The sequence below is a fragment of the Pseudoalteromonas lipolytica genome (genome assembly GCF_003515105.1).
GTDB classification, from domain to species: Bacteria; Pseudomonadota; Gammaproteobacteria; order Enterobacterales; family Alteromonadaceae; genus Pseudoalteromonas; species Pseudoalteromonas lipolytica.
Window position 1 is genome coordinate 154,807 of record NZ_CP032092.1, and the last position, 15,225, is coordinate 170,031.

Genomic DNA, 15,225 nt, shown 5'->3' on the forward strand with positions numbered 1-15,225 from the left:
ACTATTAACCTGACGTATAGTCTTGTTTACTCTTAGGGGGTGAACTATGTTTATAGTAGCTCATATTGCGTTCGTTACCTTTGCATATTTAGGGATTCATTTGGGAAAATTTGTTTTTAGCAAAAAATTACTAGGTAATTGAGCGATACCCCCTAGATTTATCTAATTTTAATATTAAATTAAGCTTCTATTTGTTTCGGTTTTTTTACTCCACCTATAAAAAGTTAATATTAAAAACATGGAGTTATTGAAACAACAGTGTGAAGTGAATCACTTATGGGCGCCACCTTAATGTCGAATAAGGGGGGCTCATAAAGTTTCGAAAAATTTTTAAGTATGGAAGTTTGACAATAATAAGCACAGCCTCTATCTTTAAAGTGTATTTCATAAATTATTAAGCCAGCAAATTCCTAATTGTTTATCAATACCCAAGCATACAAACTCACCTTCATCCCTAAGTTTGTATGCTTTTTTCTTTTGTATCCTAGTTTAGCCAGAATGACGCTGGATTTCCTTTTTGTGCTTCTATACTTTGCTGGTTTGGTATTCTATAACAGAGGTTTAGCTATTAGGTGACATTATGTTCTTGTCGAGCATTTTCTATTGCTAAAGACTCCCTATATTCAGCAGTTTCTGCTGTCAGTTTCCAATGAACATCAAGTAAATCCTGTTGCTCAACTACTTGTCTAACCTCTGCTATAGAGGTTTTGAAAAACTCTTTTCTGGGATTTACTTTGTTTACTTGCTCTCTCAAATCTTCTGTGAAGTTCTTTTTCTAGTGTAGGGGCATCCACACTATAGATCATGATATGCATATCAAATGATAATGGAGCAAAGGCACCTCTGAGCCCTTTTACTCTATCAGGTGGCTTTAATTGAGCAAATTTTAATTAAAAATCTAATGAAAATTAGGATTTAGATGGAAATATAGATTTTAAAATATCTTCAAATCAATAGTCACGGCTCTATGTTTAATGAAGTGTTTTAAGAAAAAATTAACCGGATATACAATCATTGCAAGCATGGTTGGTCAAACCATTGCTGTATCAGTAATTGGGGTATGGGCTGGGTTACTATCGATTGCCACTCCATTTGAAACAGCTATTGCTGCACAGGAACGGTTTGACCAAGTTCAGCAAAAATACAAAACTGATGATCCAACAAATAACCGCTCCGATGATCAACGTTTAAATCAAACGTTATTAAAATACCCACATCAAACAGTCATAAATCCAAATCGAGAAAATGAGATAATTCAAAAATACTACCTAACCCCACAGACATCTAGAACAGTTGATTTGTCTGCTTATGGTAATTATGGAGACAATGCGCAGCAGCAGATTGAAGATAGCGTAAATGTTGCGAGAGACATGTCAAAGTCAGCTGTTGTTCCATCGACTAATGCTAGTGGAGGTTTAATTACAAATTATAGTAATGGAGGAGTTTCGCTTACAAAAGATGATAGTGGTAATTATGTTGGGACTATTGATGAATCAAAAGTTACTGAGCATGTTTCTAATCAAAACGAGTACACTAGCTCAGAGCTAAATCACTCTCAAACAACATTTGAGGCAGACAGTCACTATGGTAATGAGACAGAGTTTTATGCTTCAGGAACCACTAAAATAAACAGTTTGAAAACTGACACTGCTAGTGATGCAACTGTATACCAAACAATTCAATCAATTCAGAATGACAATAAACCCCCAGAAATAAACCCCAGAAGCAGTATTTTCAATTACGGATTTAATGAAGTGAATGATGCCCTTGACGGTACCGGATCATGGTTATCGTCATGTACAGACGAGTCAGTTGACATAACACGTGAATTTATATCAACACAATCAACAAATCATTTATGTATGCAACCACTTGCAAGCAATAGCTTATATTGCGAAGTTGAAAGAGCTACACCAGTTGCATATGACGTAATTGTGCAAATGGCGGGTAAGGGCAAGCAATTTTTAACAGTAGAATTTGATCTAAAGCAGCAAACGGCTAAGACAATAGCCCCAACTGATTCAATTGCAACAGAGCTGAAATTTGAAGGTCCAAGTTTTGAAGGCTTCTGCACAGTTAATAATACTAATATTAATAGGGTAAGCCTTGGTGTTTGGTCGGACACCACTATAGATGGAAGCATTGATGAAAGTACTTGGATTCGAGAGTTGCAAGCGCCAACATGTGCAAATGGTTTAAAAGGTATTGTCCAAGTTGAAGATAAAACTGATGATGGTGGTGACACAAAATGGATTTTGAACGCTCAAGTAAGATACAGGTTTACTGGTGAAGTAGGGGAAAACAAGCAATATCCAGCCGGTTGCTATGATGCGATTGAAAGTGAGCTAAAGGAAAGCAATGGCTTAGCAGGGTTTAGTGACACCACCAGTGGTGATACTGAGAGCCGGTTCGAAGGTTTTTGTAAATTTGATAGCTATACAAATATCGAAGTTGGTAGCGTTGGATTACCCCCAGAAATATTAGAAACAGTCCCTCCTTTTTATAATGGTGATACAGGAAATAAAACTTGGAGAGTTAACCTTGATGGATACAACTGTGATCCTACTAAAGGTGAAGATTACTGTATTGTAACTCGGAGAGCCACTGAGGAAGAAAAAGCTGCAGGAATAGAGGATGAATTCCAATGTTATTCTTGGGATGAGATAGAATCTCAACCAAACCACTGCGCTACCTACCAAACTGATACGCAATGCCAAGAAATTGAAAGAACATGTGCAGAAGGATGGCTTTGGGAGCGAGATGACGCCGATGATATTTGCTTCGCTTACACTATTGAGTATCAATGTGATGAAGAAATTGTTTCGACTGTAACAAGCTCCGTAACACAGAATACCTGTGCGGCTACATTGCCTTGTGTTGGAGGGAATTGTGAAACATCAAATAGTGAAGTTAATGATCAATTCGCAGATGTTCTTGCTATGGCAACAGTAATACAGCATATGGAAGATGGGATGAACTGTGAAGATCCTACAGACCCATCAACGTGCACTATTTTTGAAGGTGAAGGAAAGTTTTGCTCTTGGGAACCAAGTGGTTTAGGTAATGACTGTTGTGAGGCTCCTGATGGTGTTGATATTTATGAATATGCACAAGCTGCTTATGGCATGCTACAAGCAGATGCATTTGTAGCTGGACTAGATGGAACCAGCAATGCTGTAGTCGGCGGCTATCAGAGTCTGAGAGAACCTATTGCTAATGCAGCTACAACTGCTGGTGAAGCTGTTTCAAGCGCTTGGTCTTCAGTGTCTACAGTATTTACTGATGCGGCAAGTACTGCGGCAGGTAATGCAGCAGGGGAGGTGGTTGATGCATCTGGGGCCGCAATGGATATTTTATCGGATCAAGCTATTGAAGAACTACAGCAGATGGTTATGAACTACATTTATGATTCGATTCCAGAGGAGTTAGCACAGGCATTAATGAAAAAAACCGTTGAGGATGGAGTATCTACAGTGGCGCTATCAGAAGGAGCAAGTCAAGCTGTAGCGGTAATTGGCTATGTATATGCTGCATACATGGTGTATCAATATATTAAACTAGCCTTAAATTTGCTCACTGCTTGCCACGAGTATGAAATGGATATGGGAGTTAGGCTGGCTACGAAACAATGCATTCCCGTGGGTAAGAAATACTGTGCTGAAGATGCTTTAGGTGTCTGTTATCTACGTCGTCAAGATTATTGTTGTTATGACTCTATCCTATCTCGAATAATAATGGAACAAGCATCCCCAATGCTTGGCCATGACTTAGAAGAATATACAACTGAAAAAGTTGATGGTTCAAAATTAAGGAATTGTCCTGGGTTAACCCCTGAACAACTGTCTAACCTGGACTGGAATAAAATTGATTTAAGCGAATGGATTAACATAATGATCGAGTCTGGTATTGCTGATTTTGATCAAGACCTTGATAAGCTGACTGGTTCTGGTCGAATGCTTAATAATGAAGGTCGAGAAAACGCTGTTGATAGAACAACACAAAGAGCTGTTGACGCTGAACTGGCTGAGAGGGCTATCGAAACAAGAAGTATTATAAATGCAGATGATATTGATTGTTCATATGTGCCGAGACCATTGGCATGCTACTTCCGTAATGATTAGTGATTATAAAGTTGCGCAATATAAATAATAAAGTACGATAGAGCTATTTTCGGGACAAAAGAGAAAATCTATGAAAAATATAACTAAAATAGCTTTAGCTTCAGTCATGGCATTAACTTTATCAGCTTGTTCATCAACAAAAGAGCCAATCGTGTTTAATAACTTTCAAGCAAATGAGAATGACTCATTTGCAAAAACAACAATGCGCTTAGCTGGCAGCAATAAGTTTATGGATAGTGCTGACGGAAAGTCAGGGACTCGCAAAGTACCTGGTTCGAGTGTAATGGCTTTTGGTCAGTTGTTAATGTTAGATTTTACTGGAGCAGCCAGTACAGCTATTAATGATAGTATCATTGAAAACGAGCCTTTAGCTAAGAGCGCCCAATTTATTGTTAAAGTTGAAAATGTAGACCAATCAGTACTTGCAAACCCTGAAGGTATTATTGCTAGAGCTTCGAAAAAGCTTGATGATATTGCTGCCAAGAAAGGGCTTGAAATAGAGTCAGAAAGGACTACAAATACTCAGCGAATCATCAACTATAAAAACAAAAATCAATGTGAAAATTTGCTTCTTGTTCTGAGTACCTGCGGACAATACCTTGGGCTTGGAAGAGTTTCTTCATATGATCAAGAAAGTAAGTCTGCATATGTAACTTTTGAGGCAAGTGGAAAGTTTGTTTCGTTGCATTTAATGAGCGGTTACATGGGGGATGATGTTTACTTGTATCACCCAAGAAAATTAAGTTCAGGTAATTGGGATTATAGTAGGAGTGTGTACGCAGGTTCTCATATAATTATTCATAAAGGTAAAGTGCATAAATTTATTACTGGCCAAACTTTTGATGATGGTGTGGATATTAGCAAATTGCGATACGTATTTTATGAAAATTGGAAAAAAGATGACAAGAGCGAATACAACGAAAAGTATTACAAAAACCCTAAAGACAAAGGTAAATACTTATACGATTACCATTTAAAAGACATGAGCTTCACTGAATTACCGCTTGATATTAAGTTATAAATTTACTTGCATTTGAGCATAGTAGGCTTACTATTACATCACTGTCCCATGCTCCACGTTTGGCATTACGACCACTGGACTTGGGCGAAATTGCCGGCCTTTTCAGGCCGGTTTTTTCAATTATGGACAATAGAAAAGTACAAAGTGAAGACTCGCGTATACATAGACGGATATAACTTTTACTACGGCTGTTTAAAATGTACAAATTTTAAATGGCTATAGGCCATGTTAGTGATGATATGACCGATACGTACATTACACCTGAATGATTTGTATAAGACAGTGCCAGCACTCGGTTTAAAGAATAGGTGATAGGTAAAGAATTTGAAAGGGTAATTGCTACAACCAAGCTAGCCCATATAGGTTTTTTAAGATACAAAAAAACCCGCATAAAGCAGGTTTTTTTGTTTTCTTCGTATGTCTACAGGGGGAGGCATAAAGCCAGCATATCCCGTAGCTAGTAAGTGAATTGTAAAAGGAGTTGACGATGCCGTCAAGTAATATCAAAAGATCATTATCTGACTCAAGGTTGAGTACATATGAACAAATTGTTTTTAATGGTACAGCGTTGAGTACAGAGCAAGCATTAAAGCTCTATGAATGGAATGCACAAGTGTCTGCGGCTTTTTTTGCGCCACTTCACCTTTGTGAGGTGGTTTTTAGAAACGCTGTATCTGAAGCCTTGGAGAGAAAATATGGGTTAAATTGGCCTTGGAATACTACATTTGAGCGTAGTTTACCAAACCCTGATAGAGGCTATAGCCCAAGACGCGATCTAATAAATGCCAGAAATGGACAGAACACAACAGGAAAAGTTATACCCGAATTAAAGTTTGTATTTTGGGAGAAACTGCTAACGAGAAGGTTTGATGATCGTTTATGGACTCCATTCTTGCATACAGTATTTCCTAATCATGAAGTAACTTTATCAGTGCCGGAAATGCGAAATAAATTGAGGGTTCTTCTAGAGAATGTCAGGGGATTAAGAAATAGAATTGCACATCACGAGCCTATAATTGCGCGAGATCTAGAATTAGATTTCAAGAATATTGATTTACTAATTAACTATCGCTGCTCAGATACTGCACATTGGACATACAAAAACCAGCTAGTGACTCCTTTGATGGAATTAAAACCTTTCTAATATTGGTCATAAATAATGCATAGCAAAACTAAAACAAGCTAATATAGTGTCCTCTGATAAAGATGTTAAGGCACAAAGGAGATTGCGTGCATGGGGTTTCGAAAGAGTATAAAAGTTGGAAAAGGTGTACGGGTTAATATAGGTAAAAAAGGGATTAGTAGTCTTTCCTTGGGAGGTAAAGGTTTAACTCTGAATGCGAGTGAGAAAGGTATTCGTGCTACAGGAAGTATACCCGGTAGTGGAATCTCTCACGCCAAGGTGGTTTATAAACCCGATGGGACTTCTAAGCACGTAAACCTTAAGAGTAGCTTACCACCACAAATTGACACTGATGTACGAAAAGTTAGCTTTTTGCTTGGTATGGGAATTTTTTTCCTGCCGTACATCTTTGCTTGGTATACTCTTCGCAAAGGACACTCCACGATTTCAAGAGTCACAAGTTTCGCTTGGTTGTTTTGGCTTATATATTCAGTTATCCAACAGCCCTAACAAAGCAACGTATGGCGATCTACATTCGTTTCTATTAAAGACTGCTACAAATCAATCAACTACAAGGCTGTCGTGTAGCGATGTTACGACCGTACGTTTAAGACAAATCTCTCCTTAGGCCGTAACTTATTATATGCCCTTCTCCGTGTTTCGGTTTATTGATAAGACACTCCACTAAACCCTCATTCACCATGCATTTTCTAATTATGTGTGCAATTCATTAGGGCATGCTTACTTTAAGAATCTAGCTTTCGCACTATCCGAGGCAATTCCGCTAGCGACTAATATAACAAGTTATGTACAATGCCGCCTATAATATGTATTGTGGTTACAATAAATTAAGTAGTAGAGATCATGGCAACGCAAGCATTAATTAATCCCCAAATTGTAACTTGGGCACGGCAACGAGCCGGCTTAAGCAAGGAGGACTTTGCTCAAAAATTAGGGATTAAAAAGGTTGAATGCGTAGTTGAATGGGAGGCTGGAACATCTAAGCCTACATTTGTTCAAGCCCAGAAAATTGCAAATGCCACTAATATTCCTTTTGGTTATCTATTTTTAGTTAACCCTCCTAAAGAAGAGCTACCTATACCTGATCTCAGAACTATAGGTAACAAGCATCGTAATGAAGTATCAGTTGAAATGAGAGACATCATTAAGCAGGTAATGTATAAACAACAGTGGTACAAAGAGTATTTGCGACAAATTGGCGAAGAGGAATTGCCGTTTGTCGGTCGCTTTACTACAAAAAATACTGTTTATGATGTTGCACAAAACATAAGAGGTGAATTAGGAGTTCCACTGCCTCAAAAAGGCTCTTGGGAAGACTATCAACGTCAACTAATCAACGCTGCTGAAAACTCTCGCATTCTTGTTATGAGAAGTGGCATTGTAGGTAATAACACCAGAAGAAAGCTCGAAGTTAGTGAGTTTCGAGGCTTTGCCATCTCCGACAAATTAGCGCCTGTAATTTTCATCAATAGCTCTGACGCGCCAGCCGCAAGACTTTTTACGCTTATTCATGAGTTAGCTCATCTTTGGATAGGCAGTAGCGGGGTTTCTGATCTTGGCAACGAACATGCTGAAGAAGAAAAGTTCTGCAATGCTGTAGCTGGCGAATTTTTAGTCCCTGAGAAAGAATTCCATGAAATGTGGAATCCTCTAGTTAGCCTACTAAATAATGTTGTAGCAATTAGTTCTAGATTTCACGTTAGTAAACTCGTTGTGGCTAAACGGGCTTTCGACTGTAACGCTATAGACTCCGATACTTATAGGGAATTTTACCAACGTGAAATGAAAGCGTTCAGACGCAAAAAAAGCAGCGGAGGAGACTTTAACATTACTGCGGGTGCCCGTAACAGTGCTTTATTTTCTAGTGCAGTTGTTGCAGAAGCAATGAGTGGGCGGATTCTACTTCGGGATGCAGGGAGCTTATTGGGAATTCAACCTAATAAAATTAAAACGTACGCGAGCAAACTTGCCTTATGAATTACCTGCTAGATGCAAATACATTTATTGAAGCGAAAAATCGGTACTATTCGATGACAATTTGTCCGGGCTATTGGCAGTGGTTATTGCAATCAAACAAGCATTGCGGCGTTTCAAGTATCGAATTCATAAAGAAAGAGCTGATTAACGGTAATGATGAACTCGCGATATGGGCTAAAGAACATCCAGGTTTGTTTGAATCTAATGATGATGAAGCAACCCAACTTGCCTTCGCAAATGTGGTGAATTATGTAATGTCTCTAACCGAGATGAAAGACGGAACACATGAAGAGTTTCTGAGAGGGGCTGACCCTTGGTTAATTGCTAAAGCTATAACAACTGGATCAGTGATAGTTACCCACGAAAAGCTCGACAAAAAAATCAAGAGAAAAATCTTAATCCCAAACATTTGTGAGCACTTCAAAGTATCTTATATCAACACTTTTGAGCTATTAAACAATTTAGAAGCTCAATTTGTTATGCATACATCAACCCCTTAGGCTTTAGAGCCTTATTTACTTTCAAAATGTGTAGCTCGCTAATCATACTTGAAGCGCCTCCACTAACTAATCCAAACCTCATAAGTAATTCATTAGCAATAACGCTAACCTTGTTTCAATAACGTTTAAAACCGGTAATTTCCGGCTTTAAATTTTCCTATCCGTGACATCAGTATTTGGCTTACATTCAAGCGAGTTCTGCACTACTGAATTTGGAGTTTTTAGCCAATATTTTTAGTTTGAGTCGTATAGGTAAAGTGGTGGCGTTGCTATAGCATCTTAATGCGGCGTTAGTCCCTAAAAATTTATGCCGAATTCACTTAACACAGATGACAACCTAAAACGTTTTTCCAATACTGAGGAAACCCAACACATTGGACTAACACTCATAGTAAAATCACTTGTGAAAAGAACGGGTGTAAGAACTGATAACTTTCATCCTTGGGGTGATTTATAATTCATGCACTTTAGCTTCATTTGTATAATGACTTTAATGAGCTATTTTTGTTATCCCAGTAATATAGAAGAAATGGAATTGCACCTCCTTTAATCTCTTCTGCTGAATAGAACTTCTCTGTATTGAAAGCTTTAAAATAAATTCCTTGAGAATAAGCTTTAACTGTTGAGGAAAGAATGAACGCCAAATAGATTAAAACAAGAATTGAGGTAAATATTGTTAATGATGTTGAAATTTGCATCAATGCAAAGGTAATAAGCAATAAAACCATTAGATGGGATAAACTTCTAATTTTATTAATTTTAATTTTGGTCATACATAAAAATCCTTTTTAAGTTCCTTCCTAAATTGTACCTATTAATATTCTATTCCTTGTGAGTCTATCTAGTCAATTTGTAGTATCTATATGAATTGCATTTTTCACATTATATTGTGAATTTTTGGTTCTTTGACTGCGGTTCTAGATTTTTTCACAAAATATTGTGAATTTATTGCCCTATTGATTATATTTCTCTATTATTCACAATTATCTGTGAATTTTGGAGCTAAAAATGGAAATATCTGTTAGTTCAGCTAAGCAATTAGGTAAATTAATATCTGCTGTTAGAAAAAGCCAAGGGTTAGACCAAAAAACAATTGGAGAATTTTCGGGCAATAGTATCAATACGGTAGGTGACTTTGAAAAGGGGAGTGGTTCATTGTCCGTAAATAGGTTATTTGATTTGATGGAGTCACTTGGTATTGAAATGAAAATAGACTTCGCGCTGCCTCCATCTGATACTTCAGCGCAAAAGAAACTAATCAAATGCATTAATGAGATAGTTGATCATGAATAGATCGCTCACAGTATTTGTAAGTACAAAAAAAATGGGTGAGTTAAAAGATGTGAATGGCTTTTGGGCTTTTGAATATGCACAAGAGTGGGTTAACTCAGATAAAAACTTCTCCTTGTCACCGGATATACCAATTCAAAATGAAATGACATTAGATACAGGTACTAAACGTCCTGTTCAGAGCTTTTTTGATAATCTTTTACCCGAAGAAAACGCGCGCAAATTATTAGCAAAAGATGCGCAAGTTGACCACTCCGATTCATTTGCATTACTAGAAGTGTCAGGTATTGAGTCCGCTGGAGCCTTAATAATGTTGCCTGAGGGTAGTGTCATGCCTGAACCAAGTGCTGAGCCTTTAGAATTATCTGCTCTTTCAGAGAGGATAAAAGCCCTCCCTAAAGCACCATTGAATAAGAGACAAGGTAGTAGGATGTCACTCGCTGGAGCACAGCGTGAACTACCCAGCGACATCGATTCACTCTGATCACTGGGCTTCTACAGTCTAGCTTAACAACTAGGCTGCTTCTTTTTTCTCAGATCCAAAATCCAACTTCGATAATTCGAAGACTTTCGTTTTAACAGATTGTTTCTGCTGAGATGCGGGTGTTACCCTTGCGACGATTCCAGCCGCAATTATATCTAATTCACCTGTACTAGCTATGCTTTTAGCAGCAGCTAGATCGCGGCTTTGATACGCTCCGCAAGCCGTACAAGTAAAACGCCTATCATTCAATGTTAAAACATGGCGTTGCCCGCACTCCGAACAAATTCCAGTGGATTTTTCAAAACGACCTATTTCATGATAGAGCTTGCCTTCTAGCTCAGCTTTGTACTTTGAAAGCTGAGTGATCAAACCCATCACGTTATCTGCAACCATACTACCATTGAACTTTTGCATCGCTTTTACGTTTAAATCTTCGAACACTAAAATATCATTTTCATTGGTTATCTGTCGTGAAGTTTTGTGCGCAAAGTCCAGCCTTTGCCTTGAGATTTTTCCGTGTAATTTATTGATGCGTTGTTTTGTTTTTAGCCAGCGATTTGAACCTTTGGTTCGACGTGCAAGCTGGCGTTGCAATTGATTTAACTTCTCTATTGCTTGCTTTAAAAACTTCGGGTTGTCGGCCACGAAACCGTTCGAACCAACCACCGTTTGCTTTGAGTTGATGTCAAAGCCAGTGATCGTTTCCAAAACTTGTTTAGCCGTTTTGCATTCCACTTCCTGAGTGATACTGCATTCCCATTTTCCGTGACGATATTGAACAGTGACGGTCTTAATTTTGCTCACTAGCTCACGATGCAGAACGATTGGCACTTTGCCGACCTTCGGAATACTGATAGCGCCATTTTCGATTCGAATGCAATTGGAATTATTGACGGCTCGAAACGAGTCGTTGTGAAGTTTTTTCTTTTTGTATGAGACTTTATGCTTTGGAAAGCGCTGCAAACGAACCTTTGAAAAAGCATTCTTAACAGCAGTTTCTAAATCGCGAGCAACCTGCTGAGCCGCTGCTGAATCAAAAGATTTAATCCACGCAAACTCTTCGAAAGGCTTTAATTCCTTAAGAAGCGAGGCCATTTCTTTGTAAAACAAGAACGTCTTATCGTACTCATATCGACGCATATTTTCAGACAACAACAGATTCCAAATGCCACGCGCTGTCGCACCAAACTCAATAAGCTTAGCTTCTTGCTCTGGGGTAGGATTTAGCCTGTAGTTGTATCTGAGCGTCTTTTCCATATACTGTATAGACTACTGTATAAGGTCGAGTTGTCAAGTTGGAATATGAAACTAAATCTCACTGCAAATATTTAATTGCACTTCATTTAATTCTGGTAGTTAAGTACAGAAAACCTTTACTAAACGGAAATCTGGGTGAGTTTGTTAAGAAAACGGTTTTCGATGTTTCTCTATCTTCTGACTTCAGGATCGAAGAGATTGAAATAGATAAAGATCACATTCATATGCTGATTACAATCGGCACTCGATATTCTGTAGGCCAGTACGCAAGGAGGATTAAACAAGCGACAACTACTAAAATCTGGAAATCATTTCCTTACCTCAAAAACCAATTTTGGAAAGAGAAAACATTTTGGTCTGATGGATACTTTGTGTGATCTGTAAGAAATGCTAGTGCAGAGATGATACGAAAATATATTCAAGAGCAGGGGTGACACAGATTCATCCCCGCGACATCACTTCGCTCTGATCACGGGGTTTTCTCGATAAATCTATCGAGCAATTAAAGACTAAAGTTCCGTGTTTGCCATTTAGCAATTTTAAGCCTCCTTTGTATAAGTGTGACTTTGACGTACCTTTTGCAGAACAGCTTAGCAAAATAAATGACCCTGTTGTTATTCCTGTACAGCAAGGTAAGCGGGCTTATATAAAACTTGGCCCAGAATCGATTAATTCAATACAAGCTGTAGATATTAAAGGTAATGCTTTCACATTAGACAAAAACATTCAGGAAATGCTTGCCTCTAAAGTTGCAATTGGAAGCTTTGAAAGTGGCGTTTTAGAAACGTATATCCTCGATGATGGCTCAGTCTGCTTATACGATGTGATCATGCTAAATGGTACTGAGATTAACTCTAGCTATAAAGATAGACAGAAGTCATTAAAAGGAATGTTTGGCCATAAAAGTGGATTTACTTACCCGGATACGCTTGAGGCAAATTCAGACCTTAAATCTCACCCTGGTAGACATTTTATTGTTAAAGACAATAGTGTGTCATGCTTGGATAGCAGAACCTTTGTAATACCAAATTTTTACAGTGTCAAAGTATTAATTGAGGAAAAGTATAGCTATAGACCAGGTTATTATAAGGTAATGTTTACAACACCTGAAGGATACGAGACTATCGGTGATTTATATCATCCTCATGAAGAGTTGTATGCTAATACACAAATTCAAATAGCTTTTAAGAAAGTGGAAAACGGTAAACCGGTTAACTTTTGGTTTAGTCCCATTCAACATAAAAACAAGCCAAATTATGATGAAGCTGGCACCGAAATTAGTCAGATAAGTCAGCTTTCATACTTTTGGTATGGGCCTGAACAGGCAGCTCCTATTTTGGGCTAAAAATAGTATAGATAATTTCAACTTATCTGACATTTGCAAAATAAGGCATGACAATTTTAATTATCCTGTGCTTAAAGCGCCTTAAATTTTTCTATCATATCATTATCAATCTCTTTGATTAGATTAGATGACAAACCCAAATGCTTGGCCTCATGCCTAAACGAGCGCGTTGCTTCAAATATTTCTTCAGCCATAGTCATAATCACTTTTTTTGAAGACAACCCCGACTGAGCAGCTAGCTGATTTAGTACATTCTTTGGTGTTTGGCCATTGCCACCAAAAGCCGTCATATGCTCTTTGTAAGGATTAGGGCTGTAAACAATGTCGTAGAAAGGTGATAGCGTCCAAACATCGGAGTCACTGGCAAGAAAACTGAAGTTCTTACTATGATCATCTTGGTTAACAGTTAAATAGTTAAACATGCAACGCTTAATGAGCTTCTGAGACTCTGTAACACTGCACATGATGCGCGTAGCTTTTACTAAATCCACATAGTCCAAAGAAGGTTCTCGAAAAGGGGCATCTAATAACCCACAAGCAGAAACCATATGAATTCGACCACCTTGCTCTGTGCAATCAAATCGCTCCTGCTCTAGCCAATATCTTCCATTACCCGCATCAATTAAATCAAACTCAGGAACCTCGATGCCAACATTACGAGCAATTTGCATGTAGCAATATTCAACTATTGATTCAGAGTGCTTCAAGTCAAACTTTTCTGATGTAAGCTTTACTATAAGCTTTGTGCCTTGTACGTCGTCTAATGTTGAATATTGACCATTCGATAAACGCGTAACGTTCATTTTTGGCCTAGCACCACCCGAACCACCCGTTTTCATCAAGTGCTCAAGCAAAGCAGACTCAGTGCCTTCAAATTCTTCAATCGCAGCTCGACCGAGGGTAATAATATCAATTGAATCCTCGGACTCATCAAGTAAATCTAACTCTGGCTCATAGCTCAACGCCCCCATACATCTCTCACCTAGGTAGGCCAAACGCTCTAAAGCGGTAACTGTTTTTGGGTTCTGATTGTTCTGCCTAAATACACGATCCATGAGATAAAGACCCCAACCATCAGGGAGGCTGTCTGCAAAAACTCCATGGATGCCATAATGCGGTTTTCTAGGCGCAACTTGAAGGCTTGTGTCTGCTTTTAAATTGAACGGGGCCAAAGAAGTAGAGTGAGCGTTTAAATACGTCTCGTCAAATTGAAAGAAGCTTTGTTGACTATTTTCAACAAGCTTGCCGACAAGCACCTTTTCACCGGTGCTAAGCTTACGCCTTACGGTTAGGGCAGAGTTAAGCATGTCGTAGCACATCCTCTATTGATTTGAATTCAGGCTCACATGACTTTGTTAGCTCTTTCACTTTTTTCAAGTCTCCGACGGTCTCATAAAGCATTAGAAACTGGCGTAATGAGATGTTACCAGATGATTCAAACTTTCGGATCGTCGCATAAGGCACGCCAGACAGATCGGCTAACTTCTGAACACTGAGTTTGTCTTTTTTTCGAGCTGACTTGATAAACTCTTTGAGATCCATCTGCAAATCATAAGCAGTATAAAGGGATAACATAAACACCTCCAAATATGTCACTATAGTATCAATTATAGCATATAAAATGACATTATTTGTTACTATTGCGACATATATAAAGAAATATTGAACATTGCTTCATCAAGATACAATATAAAAGCCATCACCGATGATGAATGAAACCGCCATTATAGTAACAAAAAATAAGATTATCAGTTAAATTTGTTATTATAGTATCAAAAAGTATCAAGATTAGAATTCAGCCTTATAAATTAATCTGCGTATTCACTGTTTTAATAATTAAACCTACACCTCCCATTATTTCTGGCGATGACTTTGGCATTAGGTATTGATTCTAATGGTATTGCAAAAAGTTCTACTGAAACTCTTCTAGTTAAATCTGTATCAGAGTTGAACGGGTGAATTTAATAAAGGTTCAAAATAATTGCTACTACCAAGTCTCAATCGAGCTACAACTGAGTATTTGAGTATTAAAAATCACACTAGGGAGCTTGAGCAGTGACAATCTTGACTATAAGAAAAACTCATC

General features: G+C 38.1%; 15 protein-coding genes. 10 read left to right on the forward strand and 5 right to left on the reverse strand.

Annotated elements, in window-relative coordinates; translation table 11 throughout:
- Positions 1-568: 568 nt before the first annotated feature.
- Positions 569-754, reverse strand: a complete 186-nt coding sequence (locus D0907_RS21250; RefSeq protein WP_063530423.1) for a hypothetical protein — start codon at positions 752-754, stop codon at positions 569-571.
- Positions 755-974: 220 nt separating this feature from the next.
- Between D0907_RS21250 and traN the strand changes: the two genes are divergently transcribed.
- The 6 genes from traN to D0907_RS20605 all read left to right on the forward strand — a co-directional run bounded on the left by traN (position 975) and on the right by D0907_RS20605 (position 8,763).
- Positions 975-4,121, forward strand: a complete 3,147-nt coding sequence (gene traN / locus D0907_RS20580) for a conjugal transfer protein TraN (RefSeq protein ID WP_118845564.1) — start codon at positions 975-977, stop codon at positions 4,119-4,121.
- Between the two features lie 70 nt (positions 4,122-4,191).
- Positions 4,192-5,142 carry a hypothetical protein gene (locus D0907_RS20585; protein WP_118845567.1) on the forward strand — a complete coding sequence of 317 codons (951 nt, stop codon included), beginning with the start codon at positions 4,192-4,194 and terminating at the stop codon, positions 5,140-5,142.
- Positions 5,143-5,629: 487 nt separating this feature from the next.
- A complete protein-coding gene (locus D0907_RS20590) occupies positions 5,630-6,286 on the forward strand; it encodes a hypothetical protein (protein ID WP_244223178.1) in 657 nt (218 codons plus the stop codon).
- A 90-nt stretch (positions 6,287-6,376) separates the two neighbouring features.
- A complete protein-coding gene (locus tag D0907_RS20595; RefSeq protein WP_063528117.1) occupies positions 6,377-6,775 on the forward strand; it encodes a DUF4236 domain-containing protein in 399 nt (132 codons plus the stop codon).
- A 354-nt stretch (positions 6,776-7,129) separates the two neighbouring features.
- Entirely contained in the window at positions 7,130-8,263 is a 1,134-nt protein-coding gene (locus D0907_RS20600) for an ImmA/IrrE family metallo-endopeptidase (protein WP_118845570.1), read from the forward strand.
- Complete coding sequence (locus tag D0907_RS20605; RefSeq protein WP_118845572.1) at positions 8,260-8,763, forward strand: DUF4411 family protein; 504 nt, start codon at positions 8,260-8,262, stop codon at positions 8,761-8,763. The genes D0907_RS20600 and D0907_RS20605 overlap by 4 nt, the downstream gene beginning before the upstream one ends.
- A gap of 473 nt (positions 8,764-9,236) precedes the next feature.
- On the opposite strand, the gene D0907_RS20610 is transcribed toward D0907_RS20605, so the two are convergent.
- Positions 9,237-9,536, reverse strand: a complete 300-nt coding sequence (locus D0907_RS20610; RefSeq protein WP_118845574.1) for a hypothetical protein — start codon at positions 9,534-9,536, stop codon at positions 9,237-9,239.
- Between the two features lie 235 nt (positions 9,537-9,771).
- On the opposite strand from D0907_RS20610, the gene D0907_RS20615 reads away from it, so the two are divergent.
- Both D0907_RS20615 and D0907_RS20620 read left to right on the forward strand, forming a co-directional pair.
- The gene (locus D0907_RS20615; protein WP_118845576.1) at positions 9,772-10,056 is read left to right on the forward strand and encodes a helix-turn-helix domain-containing protein; all 285 of its coding nucleotides are present in this window, start codon (positions 9,772-9,774) and stop codon (positions 10,054-10,056) included.
- The gene (locus tag D0907_RS20620) at positions 10,049-10,537 is read left to right on the forward strand and encodes a HipA N-terminal domain-containing protein (RefSeq protein ID WP_244223179.1); all 489 of its coding nucleotides are present in this window, start codon (positions 10,049-10,051) and stop codon (positions 10,535-10,537) included. Before D0907_RS20615 ends, D0907_RS20620 begins: the two co-directional genes overlap by 8 nt.
- A gap of 30 nt (positions 10,538-10,567) precedes the next feature.
- Here the strand turns inward: D0907_RS20620 and D0907_RS20625 are convergent, their stop codons facing one another.
- Positions 10,568-11,794 (reverse strand): RNA-guided endonuclease InsQ/TnpB family protein, encoded by a 1,227-nt coding sequence (locus tag D0907_RS20625; RefSeq protein WP_118845578.1) that lies wholly within the window; start codon positions 11,792-11,794, stop codon positions 10,568-10,570.
- Between the two features lie 38 nt (positions 11,795-11,832).
- Between D0907_RS20625 and tnpA the strand changes: the two genes are divergently transcribed.
- Positions 11,833-12,171 carry an IS200/IS605 family transposase gene (tnpA, locus tag D0907_RS20630; protein ID WP_118845581.1) on the forward strand — a complete coding sequence of 113 codons (339 nt, stop codon included), beginning with the start codon at positions 11,833-11,835 and terminating at the stop codon, positions 12,169-12,171.
- 146 nt (positions 12,172-12,317) lie between these two features.
- Positions 12,318-13,139, forward strand: coding sequence for a hypothetical protein (locus D0907_RS20635; RefSeq protein WP_118845584.1), 822 nt, complete (start codon positions 12,318-12,320; stop codon positions 13,137-13,139).
- Positions 13,140-13,210: 71 nt separating this feature from the next.
- Here the strand turns inward: D0907_RS20635 and D0907_RS20640 are convergent, their stop codons facing one another.
- Both D0907_RS20640 and D0907_RS20645 read right to left on the reverse strand, forming a co-directional pair.
- Positions 13,211-14,446 carry a type II toxin-antitoxin system HipA family toxin gene (locus tag D0907_RS20640; protein ID WP_118845586.1) on the reverse strand — a complete coding sequence of 412 codons (1,236 nt, stop codon included), beginning with the start codon at positions 14,444-14,446 and terminating at the stop codon, positions 13,211-13,213.
- Entirely contained in the window at positions 14,439-14,714 is a 276-nt protein-coding gene (locus D0907_RS20645) for a helix-turn-helix domain-containing protein (protein WP_036973834.1), read from the reverse strand. Before D0907_RS20645 ends, D0907_RS20640 begins: the two co-directional genes overlap by 8 nt.
- Between the last annotated feature and the right edge of the window lie 511 nt (positions 14,715-15,225).

Bases quoted from the DNA above. Each gene is read 5' to 3' on its own strand.
- traN (WP_118845564.1), top strand. From the start codon at position 975: ATGAAGTGTTTTAAGAAAAAATTAACCGGATATACAATCATTGCAAGC.
- D0907_RS20585 (WP_118845567.1), top strand. From the start codon at position 4,192: ATGAAAAATATAACTAAAATAGCTTTAGCTTCAGTCATGGCATTAACT.
- D0907_RS20590 (WP_244223178.1), top strand. From the start codon at position 5,630: ATGCCGTCAAGTAATATCAAAAGATCATTATCTGACTCAAGGTTGAGT.
- D0907_RS20595 (WP_063528117.1), top strand. From the start codon at position 6,377: ATGGGGTTTCGAAAGAGTATAAAAGTTGGAAAAGGTGTACGGGTTAAT.
- D0907_RS20600 (WP_118845570.1), top strand. From the start codon at position 7,130: ATGGCAACGCAAGCATTAATTAATCCCCAAATTGTAACTTGGGCACGG.
- D0907_RS20605 (WP_118845572.1), top strand. From the start codon at position 8,260: ATGAATTACCTGCTAGATGCAAATACATTTATTGAAGCGAAAAATCGG.
- D0907_RS20610 (WP_118845574.1), bottom strand. From the start codon at position 9,536: ATGACCAAAATTAAAATTAATAAAATTAGAAGTTTATCCCATCTAATG.
- D0907_RS20615 (WP_118845576.1), top strand. From the start codon at position 9,772: ATGGAAATATCTGTTAGTTCAGCTAAGCAATTAGGTAAATTAATATCT.
- D0907_RS20620 (WP_244223179.1), top strand. From the start codon at position 10,049: ATGAATAGATCGCTCACAGTATTTGTAAGTACAAAAAAAATGGGTGAG.
- D0907_RS20625 (WP_118845578.1), bottom strand. From the start codon at position 11,794: ATGGAAAAGACGCTCAGATACAACTACAGGCTAAATCCTACCCCAGAG.
- D0907_RS20640 (WP_118845586.1), bottom strand. From the start codon at position 14,446: ATGCTTAACTCTGCCCTAACCGTAAGGCGTAAGCTTAGCACCGGTGAA.
- D0907_RS20645 (WP_036973834.1), bottom strand. From the start codon at position 14,714: ATGTTATCCCTTTATACTGCTTATGATTTGCAGATGGATCTCAAAGAG.